General features: G+C 63.9%; 20 protein-coding genes. 6 read left to right on the top strand and 14 right to left on the bottom strand.

Features of this window, described 5'->3' with window-relative positions; translation table 11 throughout:
- Positions 1-23 precede the first annotated feature (23 nt).
- From NYQ83_RS13845 to NYQ83_RS13810, 8 genes are all read right to left on the bottom strand, one after another.
- The gene (locus tag NYQ83_RS13845) at positions 24-1166 is read right to left on the bottom strand and encodes an ABC transporter permease (protein ID WP_409977005.1); all 1143 of its coding nucleotides are present in this window, start codon (positions 1164-1166) and stop codon (positions 24-26) included.
- The gene (locus NYQ83_RS13840) at positions 1163-2095 is read right to left on the bottom strand and encodes an ABC transporter permease (RefSeq protein WP_261215379.1); all 933 of its coding nucleotides are present in this window, start codon (positions 2093-2095) and stop codon (positions 1163-1165) included. Before NYQ83_RS13840 ends, NYQ83_RS13845 begins: the two co-directional genes overlap by 4 nt.
- Positions 2088-2705: an endonuclease domain-containing protein gene (locus NYQ83_RS13835; protein WP_261215378.1), complete on the bottom strand. Its 618-nt coding sequence runs from the start codon at positions 2703-2705 to the stop codon at positions 2088-2090. Before NYQ83_RS13835 ends, NYQ83_RS13840 begins: the two co-directional genes overlap by 8 nt.
- A gap of 234 nt (positions 2706-2939) precedes the next feature.
- The gene (locus tag NYQ83_RS13830) at positions 2940-3749 is read right to left on the bottom strand and encodes an ABC transporter ATP-binding protein (protein WP_261215377.1); all 810 of its coding nucleotides are present in this window, start codon (positions 3747-3749) and stop codon (positions 2940-2942) included.
- 11 nt (positions 3750-3760) lie between these two features.
- Positions 3761-4489, bottom strand: coding sequence for a hypothetical protein (locus tag NYQ83_RS13825; RefSeq protein ID WP_261215376.1), 729 nt, complete (start codon positions 4487-4489; stop codon positions 3761-3763).
- 26 nt (positions 4490-4515) lie between these two features.
- Positions 4516-5970 carry a dihydropyrimidinase gene (hydA, locus tag NYQ83_RS13820; protein WP_261215375.1) on the bottom strand — a complete coding sequence of 485 codons (1455 nt, stop codon included), beginning with the start codon at positions 5968-5970 and terminating at the stop codon, positions 4516-4518.
- A gap of 184 nt (positions 5971-6154) precedes the next feature.
- Positions 6155-6607, bottom strand: coding sequence for an endonuclease domain-containing protein (locus NYQ83_RS13815; protein ID WP_261215374.1), 453 nt, complete (start codon positions 6605-6607; stop codon positions 6155-6157).
- A 47-nt stretch (positions 6608-6654) separates the two neighbouring features.
- On the bottom strand, positions 6655-7923 hold the full coding sequence (locus NYQ83_RS13810) for a Zn-dependent hydrolase (protein WP_409977004.1): 1269 nt from the start codon (positions 7921-7923) through the stop codon (positions 6655-6657).
- A 120-nt stretch (positions 7924-8043) separates the two neighbouring features.
- Here NYQ83_RS13810 and rutR point away from each other — a divergent pair, with 120 nt between their 5' ends.
- The 5 genes from rutR to NYQ83_RS13785 all read left to right on the top strand — a co-directional run bounded on the left by rutR (position 8044) and on the right by NYQ83_RS13785 (position 12490).
- The gene (gene rutR, locus NYQ83_RS13805) at positions 8044-8673 is read left to right on the top strand and encodes an HTH-type transcriptional regulator RutR (RefSeq protein WP_261215371.1); all 630 of its coding nucleotides are present in this window, start codon (positions 8044-8046) and stop codon (positions 8671-8673) included.
- A 134-nt stretch (positions 8674-8807) separates the two neighbouring features.
- Positions 8808-9326, top strand: a complete 519-nt coding sequence (locus NYQ83_RS13800) for a fasciclin domain-containing protein (protein ID WP_261215369.1) — start codon at positions 8808-8810, stop codon at positions 9324-9326.
- Positions 9327-9480: 154 nt separating this feature from the next.
- On the top strand, positions 9481-10563 hold the full coding sequence (locus tag NYQ83_RS13795) for a type III polyketide synthase (RefSeq protein ID WP_314733309.1): 1083 nt from the start codon (positions 9481-9483) through the stop codon (positions 10561-10563).
- A complete protein-coding gene (locus tag NYQ83_RS13790; protein ID WP_261215368.1) occupies positions 10560-11276 on the top strand; it encodes a methyltransferase domain-containing protein in 717 nt (238 codons plus the stop codon). The genes NYQ83_RS13795 and NYQ83_RS13790 overlap by 4 nt, the downstream gene beginning before the upstream one ends.
- Positions 11273-12490, top strand: coding sequence for an NAD(P)/FAD-dependent oxidoreductase (locus tag NYQ83_RS13785; protein WP_261215367.1), 1218 nt, complete (start codon positions 11273-11275; stop codon positions 12488-12490). Before NYQ83_RS13790 ends, NYQ83_RS13785 begins: the two co-directional genes overlap by 4 nt.
- Positions 12491-12496: 6 nt before the next feature.
- Here the strand turns inward: NYQ83_RS13785 and NYQ83_RS13780 are convergent, their stop codons facing one another.
- The 3 genes from NYQ83_RS13780 to preA all read right to left on the bottom strand — a co-directional run bounded on the left by NYQ83_RS13780 (position 12497) and on the right by preA (position 14382).
- Positions 12497-12691 (bottom strand): type II toxin-antitoxin system HicA family toxin, encoded by a 195-nt coding sequence (locus NYQ83_RS13780; protein ID WP_234629248.1) that lies wholly within the window; start codon positions 12689-12691, stop codon positions 12497-12499.
- Between the two features lie 36 nt (positions 12692-12727).
- Positions 12728-12979, bottom strand: a complete 252-nt coding sequence (locus NYQ83_RS13775; protein ID WP_261215366.1) for a DUF1902 domain-containing protein — start codon at positions 12977-12979, stop codon at positions 12728-12730.
- A gap of 68 nt (positions 12980-13047) precedes the next feature.
- The gene (preA, locus tag NYQ83_RS13770; RefSeq protein ID WP_261215365.1) at positions 13048-14382 is read right to left on the bottom strand and encodes an NAD-dependent dihydropyrimidine dehydrogenase subunit PreA; all 1335 of its coding nucleotides are present in this window, start codon (positions 14380-14382) and stop codon (positions 13048-13050) included.
- A gap of 84 nt (positions 14383-14466) precedes the next feature.
- Between preA and NYQ83_RS13765 the strand changes: the two genes are divergently transcribed.
- Positions 14467-14697 carry a type II toxin-antitoxin system HicB family antitoxin gene (locus tag NYQ83_RS13765; RefSeq protein ID WP_261216173.1) on the top strand — a complete coding sequence of 77 codons (231 nt, stop codon included), beginning with the start codon at positions 14467-14469 and terminating at the stop codon, positions 14695-14697.
- Between the two features lie 302 nt (positions 14698-14999).
- Here NYQ83_RS13765 and NYQ83_RS13760 read toward each other — a convergent pair whose 3' ends face one another.
- The 3 genes from NYQ83_RS13760 to NYQ83_RS13750 form a co-directional block, all read right to left on the bottom strand.
- Complete coding sequence (locus NYQ83_RS13760) at positions 15000-16379, bottom strand: NAD(P)-dependent oxidoreductase (RefSeq protein WP_261215364.1); 1380 nt, start codon at positions 16377-16379, stop codon at positions 15000-15002.
- Positions 16380-16596: 217 nt separating this feature from the next.
- Positions 16597-18051, bottom strand: a complete 1455-nt coding sequence (gene xylB / locus NYQ83_RS13755) for a xylulokinase (RefSeq protein WP_261215363.1) — start codon at positions 18049-18051, stop codon at positions 16597-16599.
- Between the two features lie 124 nt (positions 18052-18175).
- Positions 18176-19414 carry a matrixin family metalloprotease gene (locus NYQ83_RS13750; protein ID WP_261215362.1) on the bottom strand — a complete coding sequence of 413 codons (1239 nt, stop codon included), beginning with the start codon at positions 19412-19414 and terminating at the stop codon, positions 18176-18178.
- Positions 19415-19433 lie beyond the last annotated feature (19 nt).

Raw genomic sequence — 19433 nt, 5'->3', positions numbered from 1 at the left:
CCTCTCTTTTTGGGGCCGCCGCCCTAATGGCGATAGGACGGATGCCAGAATGTCAGCGCCCGCTCGATCATGGCGACGAGGCCGTAAAAGAGCGATCCGGCGATCGCCGCGACGGTGATCTCCGCCCAGACCATGTCGATGTTCATGCGCCCGACTTCGGTCGAAATGCGGAAACCCATGCCGACGATCGGCGTGCCAAAAAACTCTGCAACAATCGCGCCAATGAGGGCGAGGGTGGAGTTGATCTTGAGGGCGTTGAAGATGAAGGGCAGCGCCGCCGGCAGGCGCAGCTTGATGAGCGACTGGGTGTGGGTCGCCGCATAGGTGCGCATGAGGTCGCGCTCCATGGCGCCGGCGGCATTGAGGCCCGAGACCGTGTTCACCAGCATCGGAAAGAAGGTCATGACGACGACGACGGCCGCCTTCGACGGCCAGTCGAAGCCGAACCACATCACCATGATCGGGGCGATGCCGACGATCGGAAGTGCGGAGACGAGGTTGCCGACGGGCAGGAGCCCCCGCTTCAGGAAGGGCACGCGGTCGACGAGAAGGGCAAGGAGAAAGCCTGCACCGCAGCCCATCGCATAGCCGGCAATGACTGCCTTCAAAAAGGTCTGCCTGAAATCGGCCCAGAGGGTGGAAAGCGATGAGGCAAAGGTGACGGCAATCGCGCTCGGCGGTGGCAACAGCACCGGCGGCACGCCGAAGCCGCGCACCAGGCATTCCCACAGGATCAGGAGCCAAAGGCCGAAGACGACGGGTACGGCGAGCGAGAAGGCACGGCGGAGAGGCGTCGGCCGCCCCTCCGTCAGGCGCGCGAGATCACGCATCACCTGGACGGTGAGAAGCGCGCTCGCCGTCAATGCCGCCCAATAACCGAGGCCCGCCCGCCCTTCGACCGTCGATAGAAGCGCCAAGAGAAGGCCGAAGGCGGCGGTTGCGATGACGGCGTTGAGAAGAAGGCGCAAGCCCACAATGCGCGGCCAGCCCGTCGTCGGGACGACGAGGAGGAGGGAGGCAAGCAGGAGCGAGGAGCCGGCGACGCGTGAACCGCCTTCCGCAACCGGCAGCGGCAGCGCGACGATGGCAAAGATCGCCGCCAGAAAGGTGAGAAGAAACGCACCCTGGCTTTGCGGCCGCTCGGCGGTGACATGGGCTGCGCTCACGCTTTCACCCCCATGCGGCGCAGCACCATGCGGTCGGCAATGCCGACGATGGTGACGAGGATCGCTGCCATGAAGGCCGCGACGAGGAGGGCGGACCAGATCTGCACCGTCTGGCCGTAATAGGAGCCGGAAAGAAGGCGGGCGCCGAGCCCGGCGCGGGCGCCGGTCGGCATTTCGCCCACGATCGCACCGACCAGCGAAATGGCGATCGCGACTTTGAGGCTCGCAAACAGGAAGGGCATCGCGGCCGGCAGGCGCAGCTTCGCCATTGTCTGTGTCGGGCTCGCCGAATAGGTGCGCATCAGATCGAGCAGCATCGGGTCGGGCGATCTCAGCCCCTTCACCATGCCGACGGCGACAGGGAAGAAGGCGAGATAGGCGGAGACGGTGCCTTTCGCCCAGATCGGCGGGACGTCGAGCGATCCGAGGACGACGACGATCATCGGCGCGATCGCCAGGATCGGGATCGTTTGCGAGGTGATGATCCAGGGCATGAGGCTCTTGTCGAGCGTGCGCGAGGAGACGATGCCGATCGCAAGCACGATGCCGAGAAGCGTGCCGATGCCGAAGCCGGTGAGGGTGGAGGCGAGCGTCACCCAGCCGTGATAGACGAGGCTGCGCTTCGAGGTCGGCTTCACCTCGACGGTCGTCTTCCAGATCTCTGCGGCCACCTGATGCGGGGCGGGCAGGACCGGGCGCTCCTGCGCGTAGGTGGCGGCGGCGAAATCGATGAAATTGCGTTCGATGCCGGCGCGCCGGTCGCGGTCGATCTGCTGCGGGGCATTGAGGTAGATCGCGCCCGCATACCAGACGAGAATGAGCGCTGCGACGACGACGAGAACCGGGCCCGTCTGGCCAGCGAAGATGCGCTGAACCCACACGCGCGGCGCATAACCGACCCCGCCGCCCGGCTCCGCAATCTCACTCATAGGCGGGGCTCCTGAGGGTGTCGCTGACGCTTGCATCGGTGGAGGGGCCACCCCTCACCGCCCGCTGCGCGGGCACCTCTCCCCAGAGGGGAGAGGAATCTGCGCCATGCCTTGCGGTGGAGCCGTGCCTTGCAATTTCCGCAGGTGCTTGGGGCTTTGCGCGGGCCGGTGCGGCGTGCTCTGTTCCTCTCCCCGCCGGGGAGAGGGTGGCCGGAGCGAAGCGCAGGTCGGGTGAGGGGGCGGCGATGCGTCCTTCGAGAACGGCGAGAATGGTGTCGAGGACCGACCCGCGCTCGCGCAGAACCTCGTGGTTCCAGAAGCGCAGGATCGAATAGCCGTGCTGGTTCAGCCAGCGGGTGCGGATGAGATCGTATGGGCTTTCCGCATGCTGCTTGCCGTCGAGCTCGACGATGACGTGTTTGTCACGGCAGAGAAAGTCGACGATGTAGCTACCGAGCGGGACCTGACGGGAGAATTTATGGCCGCCCAATGCGCGGTCGCGAAGATGGTACCAGAGGCGGTATTCCGCATCGGTCTGCTCACGGCGCAGATGCCTTGCTTTGCCGGTGGCACCGGCGCGACGGCGGGTGATGCCGGCGGGATCTCTCATCGCAGTCCTCCCCGGCAGCTTGCCTCACTCTTCGATGACCATCGGGCGCGGATGTTTTGCAGGGCGGCAGCGGAAGCGATTTCCTGCTCAGGGGCGGTGGAGGGCCCACCCCTCACCCGCCGCTGCGCGGCGACCTCTCCCCAGAAGGGAGAGGAAATGGCGCCGTGCCCAGGCGTAATGCCGTGCGTTGCCGGGATGCCATGCCTCGCAGTAGCAGCGTCGTTGGCCGACATCTCAGTCCTCATAGGAATGGCCGGCGCGGAGGCCTTCGCGGACGCGGTGGGCGATTGCCAGGAATTCCGGCGTCTCGCGGATGTCGAGGCCGCGGTCGCGGGGCAGGCCGCAATCGATGACGTCGTAGATGCGGCCCGGGCGCGGAGACATGACGACGATCTTCGAGGACAGGAAGACCGCCTCAGGGATCGAATGGGTGACGAAGACGATGGTCTTGTTGGTCTTGGCCCAGAGCTGCAGGAGCTGTTCGTTGAGGTGATCGCGGACGATCTCGTCGAGCGCGCCAAAAGGCTCATCCATGAGGAGAAGATCCGGCTCCACGGCGAGGGCGCGGGCGATGGAGGCGCGCTGCTGCATGCCGCCGGAAAGCTGCCAGGGGAATTTGCGCTCAAACCCCGCCAGGTTGACGAGATCGAGGTTCTTTTTGACTCGCTTCTGCTGTTCCGCCTTCGGCAGACCCATGATTTCGAGCGGCAAAGCGACGTTCTTGGCGATGGTGCGCCAGGGATAAAGCGCCGCCGCCTGAAAGACATAGCCGTAGGAGCGCTCGCGGCGCGCCGCATCGGGCGAGACGCCGTTGACGGTGATCTCACCCGACGTCGGCTGTTCGAGATCGGCGATGACGCGCAGCAAGGTGGTCTTGCCGCAACCCGACGGGCCGATCAGCGAGACGAATTCGCCGCGATGGATCGCAAGATCAATGTCGGCAAGCGCCTGGACGGGGCCGTCGGCCGTCTGAAAAGTGAGCGAGAGACCGGACGCGGCGATGACCGCGCCGGTATGCGCCGACGTAGATGATTGTCGTTCCATCCCTGTAATTGTCATCGCCCTATATTGCCCGCAAAGAGAGAGCTAAGCACTCCAATCAAAAAGGTTAGAATTATAGTTCCAAATACGAACTTAGAGAGGCTTTCTCTGCGCCTGTTAATTCGCGCAGATTGGCCGACTTCGAATACAATAGATGGCATCAAATATAGTCTTATAATCCACAAAATTGCGATTACCAAAATAATTAGCAAAGAATATACACCTTCAGTGATACGTATGCTGTAGTAATTATCATAATAATAACCAATTAATCCAACAATTATAATGCCAAATATTACATATGATAAAAAATTATATGACCCATCTCGCAATGAGATGAAAGAATACCAAGTTTTTGAATGCGATAAAATTCTTTCTATGCGCTCTCTGTGGGGCAGCCAGGCCTCTTCTGATGGTCCATCTGCTGAGAGACTTATAGGAGATTGTATCTGATTATTTCTAATAGAGAAAGATAATCGCCTATATACCTTTTTTCCTTGTATATCTTTTAATGAGCCATATCCAGATATTGATATTGAATTTATTTCATTTGTTCTGACGAGTAGGTCTTTGCAAAAATCATCGAGATCCTTTACGGTAAGGCTATGTCCGCCTCTCAGTTGCGCTGTAATATCCGGAGGTGATCCGAGAAAAGTGGTGGCCTCCTCCAATATTTCTTCCAATGTCTCGCGTGTTATTTTGTAGGCGCCGCCGCGCTCGGTTGACACGCTGTATTCTGCCATAATCACCCCCCGTCGCATGTGGCTCCTCAAACACCAGCCGGAATGCCGGTGCGCTCCACGCGGCGCGGGGCCGTGAGCTCTTTCCATGTCGACAGCGCTTTCGCAACCGGCGGATTGGCCGGGCGCTCCACGAAGCGGCCATCGCCGGTGCCGGCCTTCACCTCGCCCTCCTCATAGGCGACGCGGCCGCGCGACAAGGTCATCCGCGGCAGGCCATGCACGGGCATGCCTTCGAAGACCGTGTAATCGATCGCCGATTTCTGGCTCCCTGCGGTGATCGTCTTCGTCGCCTCGGGATCCCAGATGATGATGTCGGCATCGGCGCCTTCGACGATCGCGCCCTTCCGCGGATAGATGTTGAGGATCTTGGCGATGTTGGTGGAGGTGGCGGCGACGAATTCGTTCATCGTCAGCCGGCCCGTCCGGACGCCATAGGTCCACAGAAGCGGCAGGCGCTCCTCGATGCCGCCGGTGCCGTTCGGGATTTTTGTGAAATCGCCGAGCCCCATGCGCTTCTGCGCCGTGGTGAAGGCGCAATGGTCGGTGGCGACGACCTGGAGAGAACCCGCGGCAAGCCCCGCCCAGAGCGAGTTCTGATGGTCCTTGCTGCGGAAGGGGGGCGACATCACCCGGCGGGCGGCATAGTCCCAATCGTCGTTCAGGTATTCCGTCTCGTCGAGGAGGAGATGCTGGATGAGCGGCTCGCCGAAGACGCGCATGCCCTTCTGGCGCGCCCGGCGGATCGCCTCATGCGTCTGCTCGCAGGAGACATGCACGATATAAAGCGGCACGCCCGCCTGGTCGGCGATCATGATGGCGCGGTTGGCGGCCTCGCCCTCGACTTCCGGCGGGCGCGAAAAACCGTGTGCTTCCGGCCCGTTGTTGCCTTCGGCGAGAAGCTTCTGCTGCAGGAAAGCGACGACATCGCCGTTCTCGGCATGGACGAGCGGCATCGCCCCGATCTCCGCGCAGCGGGAGAAGGAGGCGAACATCTCGTCGTCGTTCACCATCAAGGAGCCCTTGTAGGCCATGAAATGCTTGAAGGTGTTGATGCCCTGCGCGACGACCTTCGGCATCTCGTCGAAGACCTGCTTGTCCCACCAGGTGATGGCCATGTGGAAGGAATAGTCGGTGCGCGCTTTTCCAGCCTTCTGGTACCATTGCTGGAGCGCGTCGATGAGGCCCTGATTGGGGGCGGGCAGGCAGAAATCGACCGTCATCGTGGTGCCGCCGGCGAGCGCTGCGGCGGTGCCGGAATCGAAATCGTCGGTCGAATGCGTGCCCATGAAGGGCATTTCCATATGGGTGTGCGGGTCGATGCCGCCCGGCATCACGTAGCAGCCGGTCGCATCGATCACGTGATCGGCGTCGTGATTGAGATCGGGGCCGATCGCCACGATCTTGTCGTGCTGGATGAAGACGTCGGCCTTGTAGGTGCGGTCAGCGGTGACGACCGTTCCGCCCTTGATGATCTTGGTCATGGCGCTCTTGCTCCCCTAAACTCTTTTCCGGACTTGCACTCCGAAGACCCCCACCCTCATTCCCTCCCCACAAGGGGGAGGGATGACCACTCTGCCCCGCCCAGCTTCTGCAATCGAGGCTTTGTCTGTGGCTGGGGCTCTCCCTCGAGATCGGCGCGTCGCGCGGAAAACGGGATCTCTCTTCTCATGCAATCCCCAGCTCCCGCAGGATTTCCTCCACGCATCCGTCGAAGGCTTCATCGATCTCGGCGGTCGAAAAGCGCAGGATGCGATATCCTTGAGTTTTCAGCCACGCATCTCTCGTGCGATCTCTCGCAGCGGTTCTGCTGTGGAGATGATGGTGGCCATCCACTTCGATGACGAGCTTCTCGGAGTGAACGGCAAAGTCGGCGATATACGGCCCTATCGGTGCCTGCCTTCGCACGTGAACCCCATGGAGCCGGCGAAGCTCGCGCAGCTCGTTCCATAGCTTCCTCTCGCCGAGCGTCATGTCGCGCCGGAATGCGCGCGCCAGGCCGATCGTCCGAGGTTCGATCGTGGAGGGTGTCATCGGCATGACCCGACAAGCACGGCATATCCCCCTCCCCCTTGTGGGGAGGGGATAGGGGTGGGGGTCGAAGGAGACCGTACCGAACATCTCATCCGATCCTCCCTGAGCCCGAACGCTTCGGCAGTGAGTGCCGCTCAGCTCACAATCTCCGCTGTTTCGAGCACTGCGTGGAAGAGGACATTGGCGCCGGCCTCGGCCCATTCCTTGGAGATGTCTTCGTCTTCATTGTGCGACAGGCCGTCGACGCAGGGGCACATGACCATGGTGGCGGGGGCGACTTTTGCCGCCCAGCAGGCGTCGTGGCCGGCGCCCGACACGATGTCCATGTGGGCGTAACCGAGCGTTTCGGCGGCCTTGCGCACGGTGGCGACGAGCTCGGGCGTGAAGGTGACCGGATCGAAATGGCCAACCGCCTCCACCTCGCAGCCGACGCCGATCTCGGCGCAGATCGCGGCCGCCTCCTTCTCGATGCGGGCGCGCATGCCGTCGAGCTTCTCCTGATCGACGGTGCGGATATCGACGGTGAAGACGACCTTGCCGGGCAGGACGTTGCGGGAGTTCGGCTGGAACGTCACCTGGCCGACACCGCCGACGGCGTTCGGCTGGGCGTCCATCGCCACCTTCTGCACCATCTCGAAAATGCGGGCCATGGCGAGGCCGGCATTGACGCGCATCGCCATCGGCGTGGAGCCGGTATGGGCCTCCTTGCCGGTCAGCGTGAATTCGAGCCACCAGAGACCCTGGCAATGGGTGACGACGCCGATTTCCTTCTTCTCGGCTTCGAGGATCGGGCCCTGCTCGATATGCAATTCATAATAGGCGTGCATCTTGCGCGCGCCGACTTTTTCGTCGCCCTTCCAGCCGATGCGGGCGAGCTCCTCGCCGAAGGTTTTGCCTTCGAGATCCTTGCGGCCATAGGCGTAATCGAGCGTGTGCACGCCGGCGAACACGCCGGAGGCGAGCATCGCCGGGGCGAAGCGCGCACCTTCCTCGTTCGTCCAGTTGACGACGACGATCGGGTGCTTCGTCTTGATGTTGAGATCGTTGAGCGAGCGCACGGCTTCCAGCGCGCCGAGCACGCCCAGAACGCCGTCATAGCGGCCGCCAGTCGGCTGTGTATCGAGATGCGAGCCGACATAGACGGGCAGGGCGTCCGGATCCGTGCCTTCGCGACGGGCGAACATCGTCCCCATCTCGTCGATGCCCATCGTGAGCCCGGCCTCGTCGCACCATGTCTTGAACAGACGACGGCCCTCGGCGTCGTCATCGGTCAAGGTCTGGCGGTTGCTGCCCCCGCGCAGGCCCGGTCCGATCTCGGCCATTTCGTGGATGGAATTCCACAGCCTGTCGGCATTGATCCGCAGATTGGAGTCCACAGCATTCCCCCCTGTGGTTTCTGCCATGCGGGGCAGAAAACTTGACTAAATGGTCAAATCTCACGCTAGGTGGGGCTTAATTTACGGTCAAGGCGAAAAGCTGGACTGACTGCCTAGCAAGTAGGCATCCGTCCAGGCGGGGCAAAGATGCTGGATGATGCCATCTCCAAGAGGAAGAGAACGCGCATTCAGACCGTCAATCGCAAAGCCATTCTGCAGGCAGCGCTTTCCGTCTTTTCCGCCTATGGTTATCGCGGCGCCACGCTCGACGAGATCGCCGAAAAGGCCGGCATGTCGAAGCCCAACCTTCTTTATTACTTCCCGCGCAAGAAGAGCCTTTACGTCGCGGTCCTCGAAGAGACGCTGGCGCAATGGCTCGCGCCGCTTGCCGCGATGAAGGCCGACGGCGACCCGGCCGAAGAGCTGTCGCGCTATATCGACGCCAAGATCGCCATGTCGCGCGACAATCCGGCGGCGTCGCGGCTTTTCGCGAGCGAGATCCTGCAGGGCGGCGGCGCCATCACCGAATTCCTTCACGGGCCGTTGAAGGCGATCGTCGATGAAAAATCGCGCATCATCGCCGATTGGATCGCCGCCGGCCGCCTCCGTCCGGTCGATCCCCGCCATCTCATTTTCATGATCTGGGCGACGACCCAGCATTACGCCGATTTCGATGTCCAGGTGCGTGCGGTGCTCGCCTCCGACGACGAGACGCGTTTCGACACCGCCGCCGAGACCCTGCGGCGGGTGGTTCTCGAGGGCCTCCTGCCACGCTGACGGGGTGGGCTGACCGGGGCGCGCCTCACCTCCGCCTCCTTGTGGTCGTCAGAAAGACGCCTCGCGCAAATATGACTGCACCCATCGAACGGGTTCCGGCCCGCGCCGTTGATCCCGCAACGAGGGAGGATATCGTGCGCAATCATCTCAAAATTCTGGCCGCCGCTGCTGTTGTCGGCCTTGGGCTTCAAAGTGCGCCTGCTCTTGCCGCCGAGGCGGATCTGTGGGGCGCGATCGAGACCCGGCCGGAGCTTTCCTCTCTGGCGGAAGCCATCGAGACGGCCGGCCTCAAGGAAACGCTGCAGGGCGATGAGCCGCTCACCCTGCTCGCGCCGGACAATGTCGCCTTCGAGCAATTGCCGAGCGAGCTCGAAGAGATGCTGAAGAAGCCGGACAGCAAGGAGACGCTCGCGGCCCTCTTGCGCCACCATATCGTGGAAGCCGCGCTGCCGACGAAATCCTTCGACGGCGAGACGGAAGTCGAAACGCTCGATGGCTCCAAGCTGACCGTGACCTCGATCGGCGATCAGCTGATGGTCGGCGAGGCGCGCATCCGCAAGGCCGATATCGCGGCCAGCAATGGCCTGATCGACGTCATCGACAAGGTGCTGGTGCCGGAAGGGCTGATCGTGCCGGCCAGCGGTGCGGAATAGAAGCATTCCGAGCGGCTTGCCAAAAAAAGTGCAGTTCATGGGCGCCGTTGTGACAGCCGGATAAAGAAAATCGAGCGGCGTTTGCCTTTGTCCTGTTCTCGGGGGCGCTAGTTAACTTTGCCTAAGACGGCAATTCGATCGCATCGAGGGCATTTTGGCCGAAGCCTATATCAACCGCATTGCGACGGCAGTTCCTGAAAATGAGGTGCACCGTTTCTTCCTCGGCTTTGCCGCGGCGCAACTAAAGGACGCTCCGCGCCAGCGGGCCATCTTTTCGCGGATGGCCGACAAAGGCGGTATCGAGCACCGCTATTCCTGTGTGGCTCCGGCCGAGGACCCCGAAGGCATCAAGGTCGATGCGGGGGGTATTTTTCTGCGCGGGGCGTTTCCGGGAACGGCGCAACGCATGGACCTTTATGAGAGCCATGCGCCGGACCTCGCGGAGATTGCCGTTGCGAGGCTCGATCTCGAAGAGGAGCGCGACCGCGTCACGCATCTCATCGTGACGAGCTGCACCGGTTTTTCCGCGCCCGGCATCGATCTCGAACTCGTCGCGCGCTGCGGCCTTGCACAAACGGTGGAGCGCACGCTCGTCGGCTTCATGGGCTGCTATGCGGCGCTCAACGCGCTGAAACTCGCCCGCCACATCGTGCGCTCCGAACCGGAAGCGCGGGTTCTCGTCGTCAACATCGAGCTCTGCACGCTGCACCTGAAAGACACCGTCGACATGGAGGCGCTTCTTTCCTTCTGCCTCTGGGGCGACGGCTGCGCCGCCTCGCTCGTCTCGGCTGATCCCACTGGCCTCCGGCTCGACAGTTTTCGCACGCTCCTTGCTGCCGACAACCGCGAATTGATGACCTGGAACGTGCGCGACGACGGTTTCGACATGGTGCTCTCGGGCCGTGTGCCGGCGGTCATTCATGAATTGCTCGGGGGCCGTCAGCGGGAGGTTTTGGGCAACACGGCGGTCGATGAGATCGATCTCTGGGCGGTGCATCCGGGCGGACGCTCCGTGCTCGATGCGGTGCAGCGGGCGCTCGCTCTGGACGCGCATGCCCTCGATCGCTCGCGGGCGGTTCTGCGCGACAACGGCAACATGTCTTCGGCGACCGTCATGTTCGTGCTTGAGAAAATGCTCGCCACGGGAAAGGCCGGGGAGCGGGGCTGCGGTATGGCTTTCGGGCCGGGTCTGACCGCGGAGACGATGCGCTTTGAAGCCGTCGGACGGCAGCCATGAGCGGCCTCGCCCTTAGGCAGATCGAACCGGAAATCCTCGACCAGCTTCCGGAGACGGACCCGCGGGCGGTTGCCTCTCGGCGCGACCTGAAGCGGGTCAATGCGATCATGGCGCAGGCCCGGATCACCGCGAGCTTGTTGCGTGCAAACCTCATAAAGCCGCCGCGGCGCATCCTGGAGATCGGCGCCGGCGATGGGACGTTCATGCTGAAAGTCGCCGAAAGGCTCGCGCCCGATTGGCGGGATATCGAACTCGTTCTCGTCGACCGACTGCATCTCGTGAGCGATACGAGCGTTGCCGCCTTCGGCGCGCTCGGCTGGAAGGTGCGGCCCGTCCAGGCCGATGTCTTCGCCTATCTGGATGAAAATGCGGACCAGAGCTTCGACGCGGTCACGGCGAACCTCTTCCTGCACCATTTCAACGATGGCGAGCTTTGCCGTCTGTTTGCCGGTCTTTCCCAGATCGCGCCGGTTTTCGTTGCTACGGAGCCGCTCCGCGGTTCGCTGCCTCTCCTCTCGGCGGGGATGCTTTGGGCGATCGGGGCGAACGACGTCACGCGCCATGATGCGGCGGTGAGTGTGCGCGCAGGTTTTGCAGGTAGGGAGCTTTCGGCCCTGTGGCCGCAAGAGCCTCCCTTCGAGCTTCAGGAGAGGCGACGCGGCCTCTTCACCCAGGCCTTTGTTGCGCGACGGAGCGAGGCGGCGGCCGCATGAGCTTCGACGCGATCATCCTTGGCGCCGGACCGGCGGGCTCCACCGCGGCGATTGCGCTATCGCGCCGGGGCTGGAAGGTGGCGCTTATCGAAAAGGCGGAATTCCCGCGCCGAAAAGTCTGCGGCGAGTTCGTCTCCGCAACCAGCCTTGCGGTGATCGACCGTCTGGGGCTCGGAAGCGCATGGCGGTCGCTCGCCGGGCCGGAGGTGCGGCGCGTCGCGCTGTTCTCTGGCGAACGCGTCGTGACGGCACGAATGCCGGCCGCGCATGGGGCAGGATTCGGCCGGGCGCTCGGTCGCGACGTGCTCGACGAACTTCTGGTGCAGGAGGCGTCGCGTGCCGGCGCCACGCTCTTTCAGCCGTTCCGCGCCACCGGTGTGCGTCCGAGCGGGGACGAGAGCACGGTGACGATCGCCTCGCGCGATGAGGAGGCGACCTTGTCGGCCCCGGTCGTCATCGCCGCCCATGGTTCCTGGGAGCCGGGCGGCCTGCCGAGCCAGCTCCAGAAGACCTGCCGGCCGTCCGATCTCCTCGGCTTCAAGGCGCATTTTTCAGGGGCGAGGCTGGAGCCGGACCTGATGCCGCTTCTTGTCTTTCCCGGCGGCTATGGCGGCATGGTGTGGGCGGATCGTGGCCGGCTTTCGCTGTCGCTCTGCATCCGCCGCGATGCGCTCGCAGCCCTTCGCAAGGAGGCCGGCGGCGGCTCGGCTTCGGATGCGGTGCACCGCCATCTCCTCGCCTCCTGTCGCGGCGTGCGCGCGGCGATCGGCGAGGCGGAGCTTGAAGGGCCGTGGCTCGCCGCGGGGCCTATCCGACCGGGGATGCGCGCCCGCTACCGGGACGACGTCTTCCGCATCGGCAATGTGGCGGGGGAATCGCATCCGGTGATCGCGGAGGGGATTTCGATGGCGATGCAATCGGCCTGGCTTCTCGCCGAGGAGCTTGAAGCGATCGATCCGGCGAGACGTGCCGAACGTGATGCGGTCGGCCGCCGCTATTCCCGCCGCTGGCGCGCCCAGTTCGGTGCACGCATCCTCGCCGCATCCGCCATCGCCGGGCTCGCTCTGAGGCCGGCTGGCGCGCGGCTGATGGGAGGCGCGATCGAAGCGCTGCCCGCCCTCCTCACGCTCGGCGCGCGGCTTTCCGGGAAGACGAAGACGATCGCAGAAATGTCGAATGAGCGTGTCGGGGTGGGCCGGATGCGACTCAGCTGAGCCGCTCTACAGCTTTCGGGATATGCCAGCTTGCTTGAGTATCGCGTTCGCGGTGTGGCGCGAAGCTACGGTCACCGCCACGGTGAAATGCTGTTGTGAAAGCGGGCTGTACCAGACTTCATGGCTGCCTGTCCCCTGCCGTACGAAGCGACAGCCGTTGGCCCTGAGTATCTTTGCCAAATCTCGGTAGTAGTTTCCCATCGCCGTCGCCCCCGATCGCGATGAGCCAGAAGGATCTCACGCAGCAGCGGAAAGGGTGCTCCGAACGTGGGCTGTCAGATGATACTCGATCCCTGCGGGGGCGTCGGAATGATGCCCGTTTGCTCTCAGGAGTTTCGGTATGAGCGCCTCGATCTCCGCGACAAGTGTGTCAACACTGCGTGCCTCTACCACCAGTCCCGGCACGTCCTCGCTGACCGCGACCCACACCCTTGCCTCAGCGTCCCAGTCTGCCGTGATTTCGATCGAATGGGTTGAGCTTTCAGTCATCCGTCGATCCTCGCTCTTGGTTGCCCGAGAATATCACGACGATGCGGCGAGCGCAGCCGGCGTTGGCGCTACTCCGCCGCGTCCGGGACGATCTTTTCGATGTCGGCGTCGGGCTTCGCCATCGGGTTGTTCGGGTGGCGCGTCCAGTTGCCGTATTCGGCCGGGATCGGCTTTTTCGTGCGGGGATCGTAATCGGCGATGCGCTCCATGGTGATGCAGTTCTCGACCGGGCAGACATTGACGCAGAGATTGCAGCCGACGCATTCGGCGTCGATCACCTCGAAATGGCGTTTGCCGTCGACCATGTGGGTGATCGCCTGGTGCGAAGTGTCCTCGCAGGCGATGTGGCAGCGCCCGCATTTGATGCAGAGCTCCTGGTCGATGCGCGCCTTCGTCACGTAATTGAGATTGAGATACTGCCAGTCGGTGACGTTGGGCACGGCGCGGCCGATGAAGTCGTCGAGGGTCTCAAAGCCCTTCTCGGCCATCCAACGCTCGAGCCCTTCCACCATCTCGCGGACGATCTTGAAGCCGTAGGTCATCGCGGCCGTGCAGACCTGCACGTTCTGCGCCCCCAGCGCCATGAACTCGGCCGCATCCTTCCACGTCGTGATGCCGCCGATGCCGGAGATCGGCAAATTGCGGGTTTCCGGGTCGCGGGCGATCTCGGCCACCATGTTGAGGGCGATCGGCTTCACCGCCGGGCCGCAATAGCCGCCATGCGAGCCCTTGCCGTCGATGGTCGGTTGCGGGGCGAAGAGGTCGAGATCGACGCCGGTGATGGAGGAGATGGTGTTGATCAGCGAGACCGCGTCGGCGCCACCCTTCTGCGCCGCCCTCGCCGGGTAGCGGATGTCGGTGATGTTCGGCGTCAGCTTGACGATGACGGGCATGCGGGTGTTCGCCTTGCACCAGCGGGCGACCATCTCGATATATTCCGGCACCTGGCCGACGGCCGAGCCCATGCCGCGCTCGGACATGCCATGCGGGCAGCCGAAATTGAGCTCGATTCCGTCGGCGCCGGTTTCTTCCACGCGGCGCAGGATGTTGACCCAGTTCTGTTCCTCGCAGGGCACCATGAGAGAGACGACGACGGCGCGATCCGGCCAGTCGCGCTTCACCTGCTTGATCTCGCGAAGGTTCACCTCCAGCGGACGGTCGGTGATCAGTTCGATGTTGTTGAGGCCCAGAAGCCGCCGGTCCGGCCCGTGAATGGCGCCGTAGCGCGGGCCGTTGACGTTGACGATATGCGGGTCCTCGCCGAGCGTCTTCCACACGACGCCACCCCAGCCTTCGCGGAAGGCGCGGACCACGTTGTACTCCTTGTCCGTCGGCGGTGCGGAGGCGAGCCAGAACGGGTTCGGCGATTTGATGCCGAGGAAGTTCGAAGCGAGACTGACCATGAGAAGAACCTCTCAGGCTTGGGAGTTTCGGCGAGACGAGATAAATTCGAAGCGGCCGCACCAGAGCGGGAGGGTGTGTTCAGTATGGCGGACGAGCGGAGATATACTGTCCTTCTCCTGCCGCAGCCGGAGGGCGGATACACCGTCCTCGTCCCGGCTCTTCCGGAAGTCGTGACTCGTGGTGACACTGAGGAAGGAAGTCTGGCGATGGCACGCGAGGCCATCGAGCTTGCACTCGAGGTGCGACGTGATCGCAGCGAGGGCATCCCGGACGATATCGAACCGATCTTCAGCAGCGTCGAAATCTCGGTTTAGCGATCCGGCACCGAGCCCTTGCTTTTCCCTCACGTGAAACGGCGACTGCATTTGGCGTGCAGCATGGCGGCTCAGCTCCGTTCCTCTCCCCCCTGGGGAGAGGTGCCCGCGTAGCGGGCGGTGAGGGGGCTGCCTTTCCCCATTCAGCTCTTCCTGCGACCGGCTGAGACGCCGCCCCCTCACCGACCTCCCGCCGTTGGCGCGCGGCCACCTCTCCCCAATGGGGCGAGGAGTGGAGCATGTTGCGACTGATAGTGCCCCGATCCGAAGGGCGAGGCTGTTTGAGAAGCTCGGCATGACACTCACCCCATCAATGCGCGGTGGATGCTCTCGGCTGCGACCTTGCCGTCTTCGACGGCGGCGACGGTGAGATCTTCGCCGCCGAGGACGCAGTCGCCGCCGGCCCAGATGCCGGCAACCGAGGTGCGGCGTTCGTCGTCGACGTCGATGCGGCCGTGCGCGAGCGCGATGGCTTCGGCCGCGCCGTCGAGCGAGGCGGGCAGAAAGGTCTGACCGATCGCCTTGAACACCATGTCGGCGGCGAGAGCGAACGTCTCGCCCGTGCCGACGAGGCGGCCGTCTTCCTCGCGGGTGCGCTCGAGCTCGATGCCGGCCACATGACCGTTCTCGGCGAGGAGGCACTTCGGCTTGGCCCAGTGGCGGATGGTGACGCCCTTCGTCTGGGCGAGTTCCTGCTCGAAGCCGGAGGCCTTCATGGCCTCGGGGCCACGGCGATAGACGATCGTGACCTCTTCGGCGCCGAGAAGTTTCGACTGCACGGCCGCGTCGACGGCGGTCATGCCGCCGCCGATGACGACGACGCGGCGCCCGATCGGCCGCGTGGAAAGGTCGAGCGTCTGGCGCAGGTCGGAGATCCAGGTGATGGCGTCGGCGGAGCCTGAGGCATCCTCACCTTCGGCGCCGAGCGCGTTGACGCCGGCAAGTCCGAGGCCGAGGAAGATTGCGTCGTAATCCGCCTTCAAGCCGTCGAGGGTGAGCTCGCGCCCGAGCGCTTTGCCCGTTTCGATCGTGATGCCGCCGATCTCGAGAAGGAATTCGACTTCCTTCTGCGCAAAGCCGTCCGGGGTCTTGTAGGCGGCGATGCCGTATTCGTTGAGGCCGCCGGGCTTGTCGCGCGCTTCGAAGATCGTGACGTCGTGGCCGTGCATGGCCAGCCGATGGGCGCAGGAGAGCCCCGCCGGTCCCGCACCGACGATGGCGACGCGCTTGCCGCTTAGCGCTGCGCGTTCGAAAGGATGCTCGCCTGCCGCCATCATCGCGTCGGTCGCAAAGCGCTGCAGGAAGCCGATCTTCACCGGCTTGTCTTCGGCGAGATTTCTGACGCAGGCTTCCTCGCACAATGTCTCGACCGGGCAGACGCGGGCGCACATGCCGCCCAGAATGTTCTGCTCGAAAATCGTCTCGGCCGCGCCCTTCGGATTGTGCGCCTGGATCTGGCGGATGAAGAGCGGAATGTCGATCGAGGTCGGGCAGGCCTCGGTGCAGGGGGCGTCGAAACAGAAATAGCAACGGTCTGCCTCCACCAGCGCCTCGTGTGGCGAAAGTGGCGGGTGCAGGTCAGAAAAATTCTTCAGGTAATCTTCAACATTTAGGCGGGCGGCACAAATGTCCGGTTCGCCGACCGGTGTTGCTGCCGGCAGGCCTGACGAAATCTGGTTCACGGCTTCTTTCTCCCGTGAATATTGCTGTTCCCACGGGAAGAATGCGCATTTTCGACCAGTTGGTCAAATTTTTCATTTGCGCAACACTTTGAAGTGCCTGAAAAGCAGGCGCGAGCGCTTTTTGTCCAATGGGTTGCGGGAGGGCGGACGCGCTCGCCGGACCCCGGCTCAGCGGGCCGTCGGCGATCTCCCAGCGAGATGCGGTGGCCGCGCGGGCCTACCGCATGACGTCGCGCACTGCCGGATAGAGCGCACGCCAGCGCTCATAGCTGTCGCGGTAGGCTTCGCTCAGGGCCGGAACCGGATCGATGGTGTCGGCGAGCGGCGGATGCGTGAGGATCTCTGCGGGATCGCCGCCCTCTGCGGCCAGGAGGCCGAGACGAGCCGCCCCGAAGGCGGCGCCGTAATCGCCTTCTTCGGGAATGCCGATCGGGGTGTTGAGGGCGCTCGCCATGATCGTCAGCCAGGTCTTGGAGCGCGAGCCGCCTCCGACCGCGAGATAGCGCGGAATGGTGGTGCCGGCGGTGGCAAGGGCTGCCTGGCAATCGGCGAGTGCGAAGGCAACTCCTTCCAGCACCGCCTGGGTGAGTGTGGCGCGGTCGCTTTCCTGCGCAAGGCCGATGAAGACGCCGCGCGCCGCCGCATCGTTGTGAGGCGTGCGCTCGCCGGAAAGGTACGGCAGGAAGAGGACGGGCGCCGGGTAATCCGGGGTGGTGCCGAGATGGCCGATGAGGTCGGGCACCGGCTCCTTGAGAAGCCGGCTCAGCCATTCGAGCGAGCCTGCGGCCGACAGGATGACGCCCATCTGGTGCCAGGTGTTCGGCAGGGCGTGGCAGAAGGCGTGAACGGCGCTTTCCACGTTGGGCGCGAAAGCCTCCGTTGCGGCGAAGACGACGCCCGAGGTTCCGAGCGAGACGAAGGCGGCGCCCGGATGGGTGACGCCCACGCCGCAGGCGGCCGCGGCATTGTCGCCCCCGCCGGCGGCGACGACCACTTCGCCGGTCATGCCCCAGAGGCGGGCCAGTGCCGGGCGCAGCGTGCCGGTTGCCTGCGAGCCCTCGTAGAGCTTCGGCATCTGGCTTTCGTCCATGTCGGTTGCCGCCAGGAGTTCCGGCGACCAGCAGCGCTTGCCGACATCGAGCCAGGAGGTGCCGGAGGCGTCCGACATGTCGGTTGCCGCATCCGCCGTCAGATAAAGGCGCACGAAGTCCTTGGGCAGCAGCACCTTGGCGGTCGCGGCGAAATTTTCCGGCTCATGCGTCTTCACCCAGGCGAGCTTCGGCGCGGTGAAGCCCGGAAAGACGAGATTGCCGGTGATCTCATGGAAGCGTGGGTCGGCGTCGAGCCGGCGCGCTTCCTCGGCGGACCGTCCGTCGTTCCACAGGATCGAGGGGCGGATCGGCGCGCCGTCTTTGGCAACGAGCGTGGCGCCATGCATCTGACCGGAGAGGCCGATCCCTTTGACGGCGGCGACCTCGGCCGGACGTTCGCGCTTCAAGGCGTCCATGGCCGTGCCGAGCGCGGCGATCCAGGCGTTCGGATCCTGCTCCGACCATCCGGGTTGCGGCCGCATCACGTCGAGCGGCGCGGTGGCGGAAGCGAGAACGTCCTGTGCCGCCGTCATCAGGATGACCTTGATGGACGACGTGCCGATATCGATGCCGAGATACACGGAAAAACCCCCTTGCTGCCTCGATTACCTCTTAGCGGCGGCGGGGGCTGAGGTCGAGATCAGCATGCCCGGAAGGATGGCGCGCTATGGGCGCCGCAGGCTGGGGAGACCACGCTGGCGGGTGTCAGCTCGTCAGCGTTTGAAAGATGAAATCGCTTTCGTCGAGAGCGCTGACGGCGATGCCGTTCAATGTCAGAACGTCGCCGCCGTCGAGATCGATCAAGGCGTTGCCCGTGCCGTCCTGGGCAATTGTGAGCTCTGAGAAGCTGCTGAAGCCGTTGTCGGAGACATCGATGCGGTCGATGCTGTTCTCGAAGCCGAAGACGGTGTCGTCGCCGTTGTTTGCGACGGTGGCGTAGATGTCGGCGGCGCCGTCGGACGTCCCGAGATAGATCTGGTCGTCGCCCGTGCCCCCGAAGAGGAGGTCGGCGCCATTGCTGCCGTAGAGCGTATCGTTGCCGGCCGCGCCATAAAGCGTGTCGTTGCCGTCGCCACCCTGGAGCACGTCGTTTCCGGCGGCGCCGCCCAGCTCGTCGTTGCCGGTGCCGCCCTTCAAGGTGTCGTTGCCGGCGCCAGCGTAAAGGGCGTCGTTTCCGGCCTCGCCGTTCAGATCGTCGGCTGCCGCATCGCCGCCGCCGAAAAGAAGATCTGCGCCATCGCCGCCATGGATGTGATCGGTGCCGCTGCCGCCGCCAAGGGCATCGTTGCCGCTGCCGCCGTAGAGCGTGTCGACCCCGTCGCCGCCATAGACCGTGTCATTGCCGGTGCCCGCATCGAGGTAATCGGCGAAATTGCCCTGGCCGCCGAAGATGAGGTCGGCGCCGTCCCCGCCGCGGAGATTGTCTGCTCCCGTGCCGCCGAACATGGTATCGGCGCCGGCGCCACCGGAGAAATTGTCGGCCTCGGCGGTGCCGACCAGATAATTGTCCCCGCTGTCCGGTCCGTAGAGGGACTGCAGCTCGGTGATGTTCGCGGCATTCAGCGTGATCACGCCCATCGAAAAGGGATACATGATCGAGGTGGGATCATCGTCGTGGTCGAGGCCGATGGCGTGGCCGATCTCGTGGGCGAGCACCGACAGGTGATCCTGATCCGGATCGGCCTCGTCGATGGTGATCTCGGCGCGCGTGATGGTCGTGCCGCTCATATAGGTCACGCAACTGCCGAGCGTGCCGCCATAGCCGTCGATCGGACCCTGAAAAATCTGGATGTCGGCGGACATAAAGTTGGCAGCGCTGACGAAATCGGGTTCCATCCACGGATCCCAGATCGCGAAGGCATCAGCGATGTTGAAGCCATAATCGGGCGCCGTCGACGCGAAGGTTACGATCGCCTGGTCGAACGTCGTTCCGTAATTGGCCATGGTTCAATTCCTCTGAGGT

Origin of the sequence: Afifella sp. JA880 (genome assembly GCF_025379905.1) — a bacterium.
Lineage (GTDB): Bacteria > Pseudomonadota > Alphaproteobacteria > Rhizobiales > Afifellaceae > Afifella > Afifella aestuarii.
This window is presented reverse-complemented; position numbering and strand designations above follow the sequence as displayed.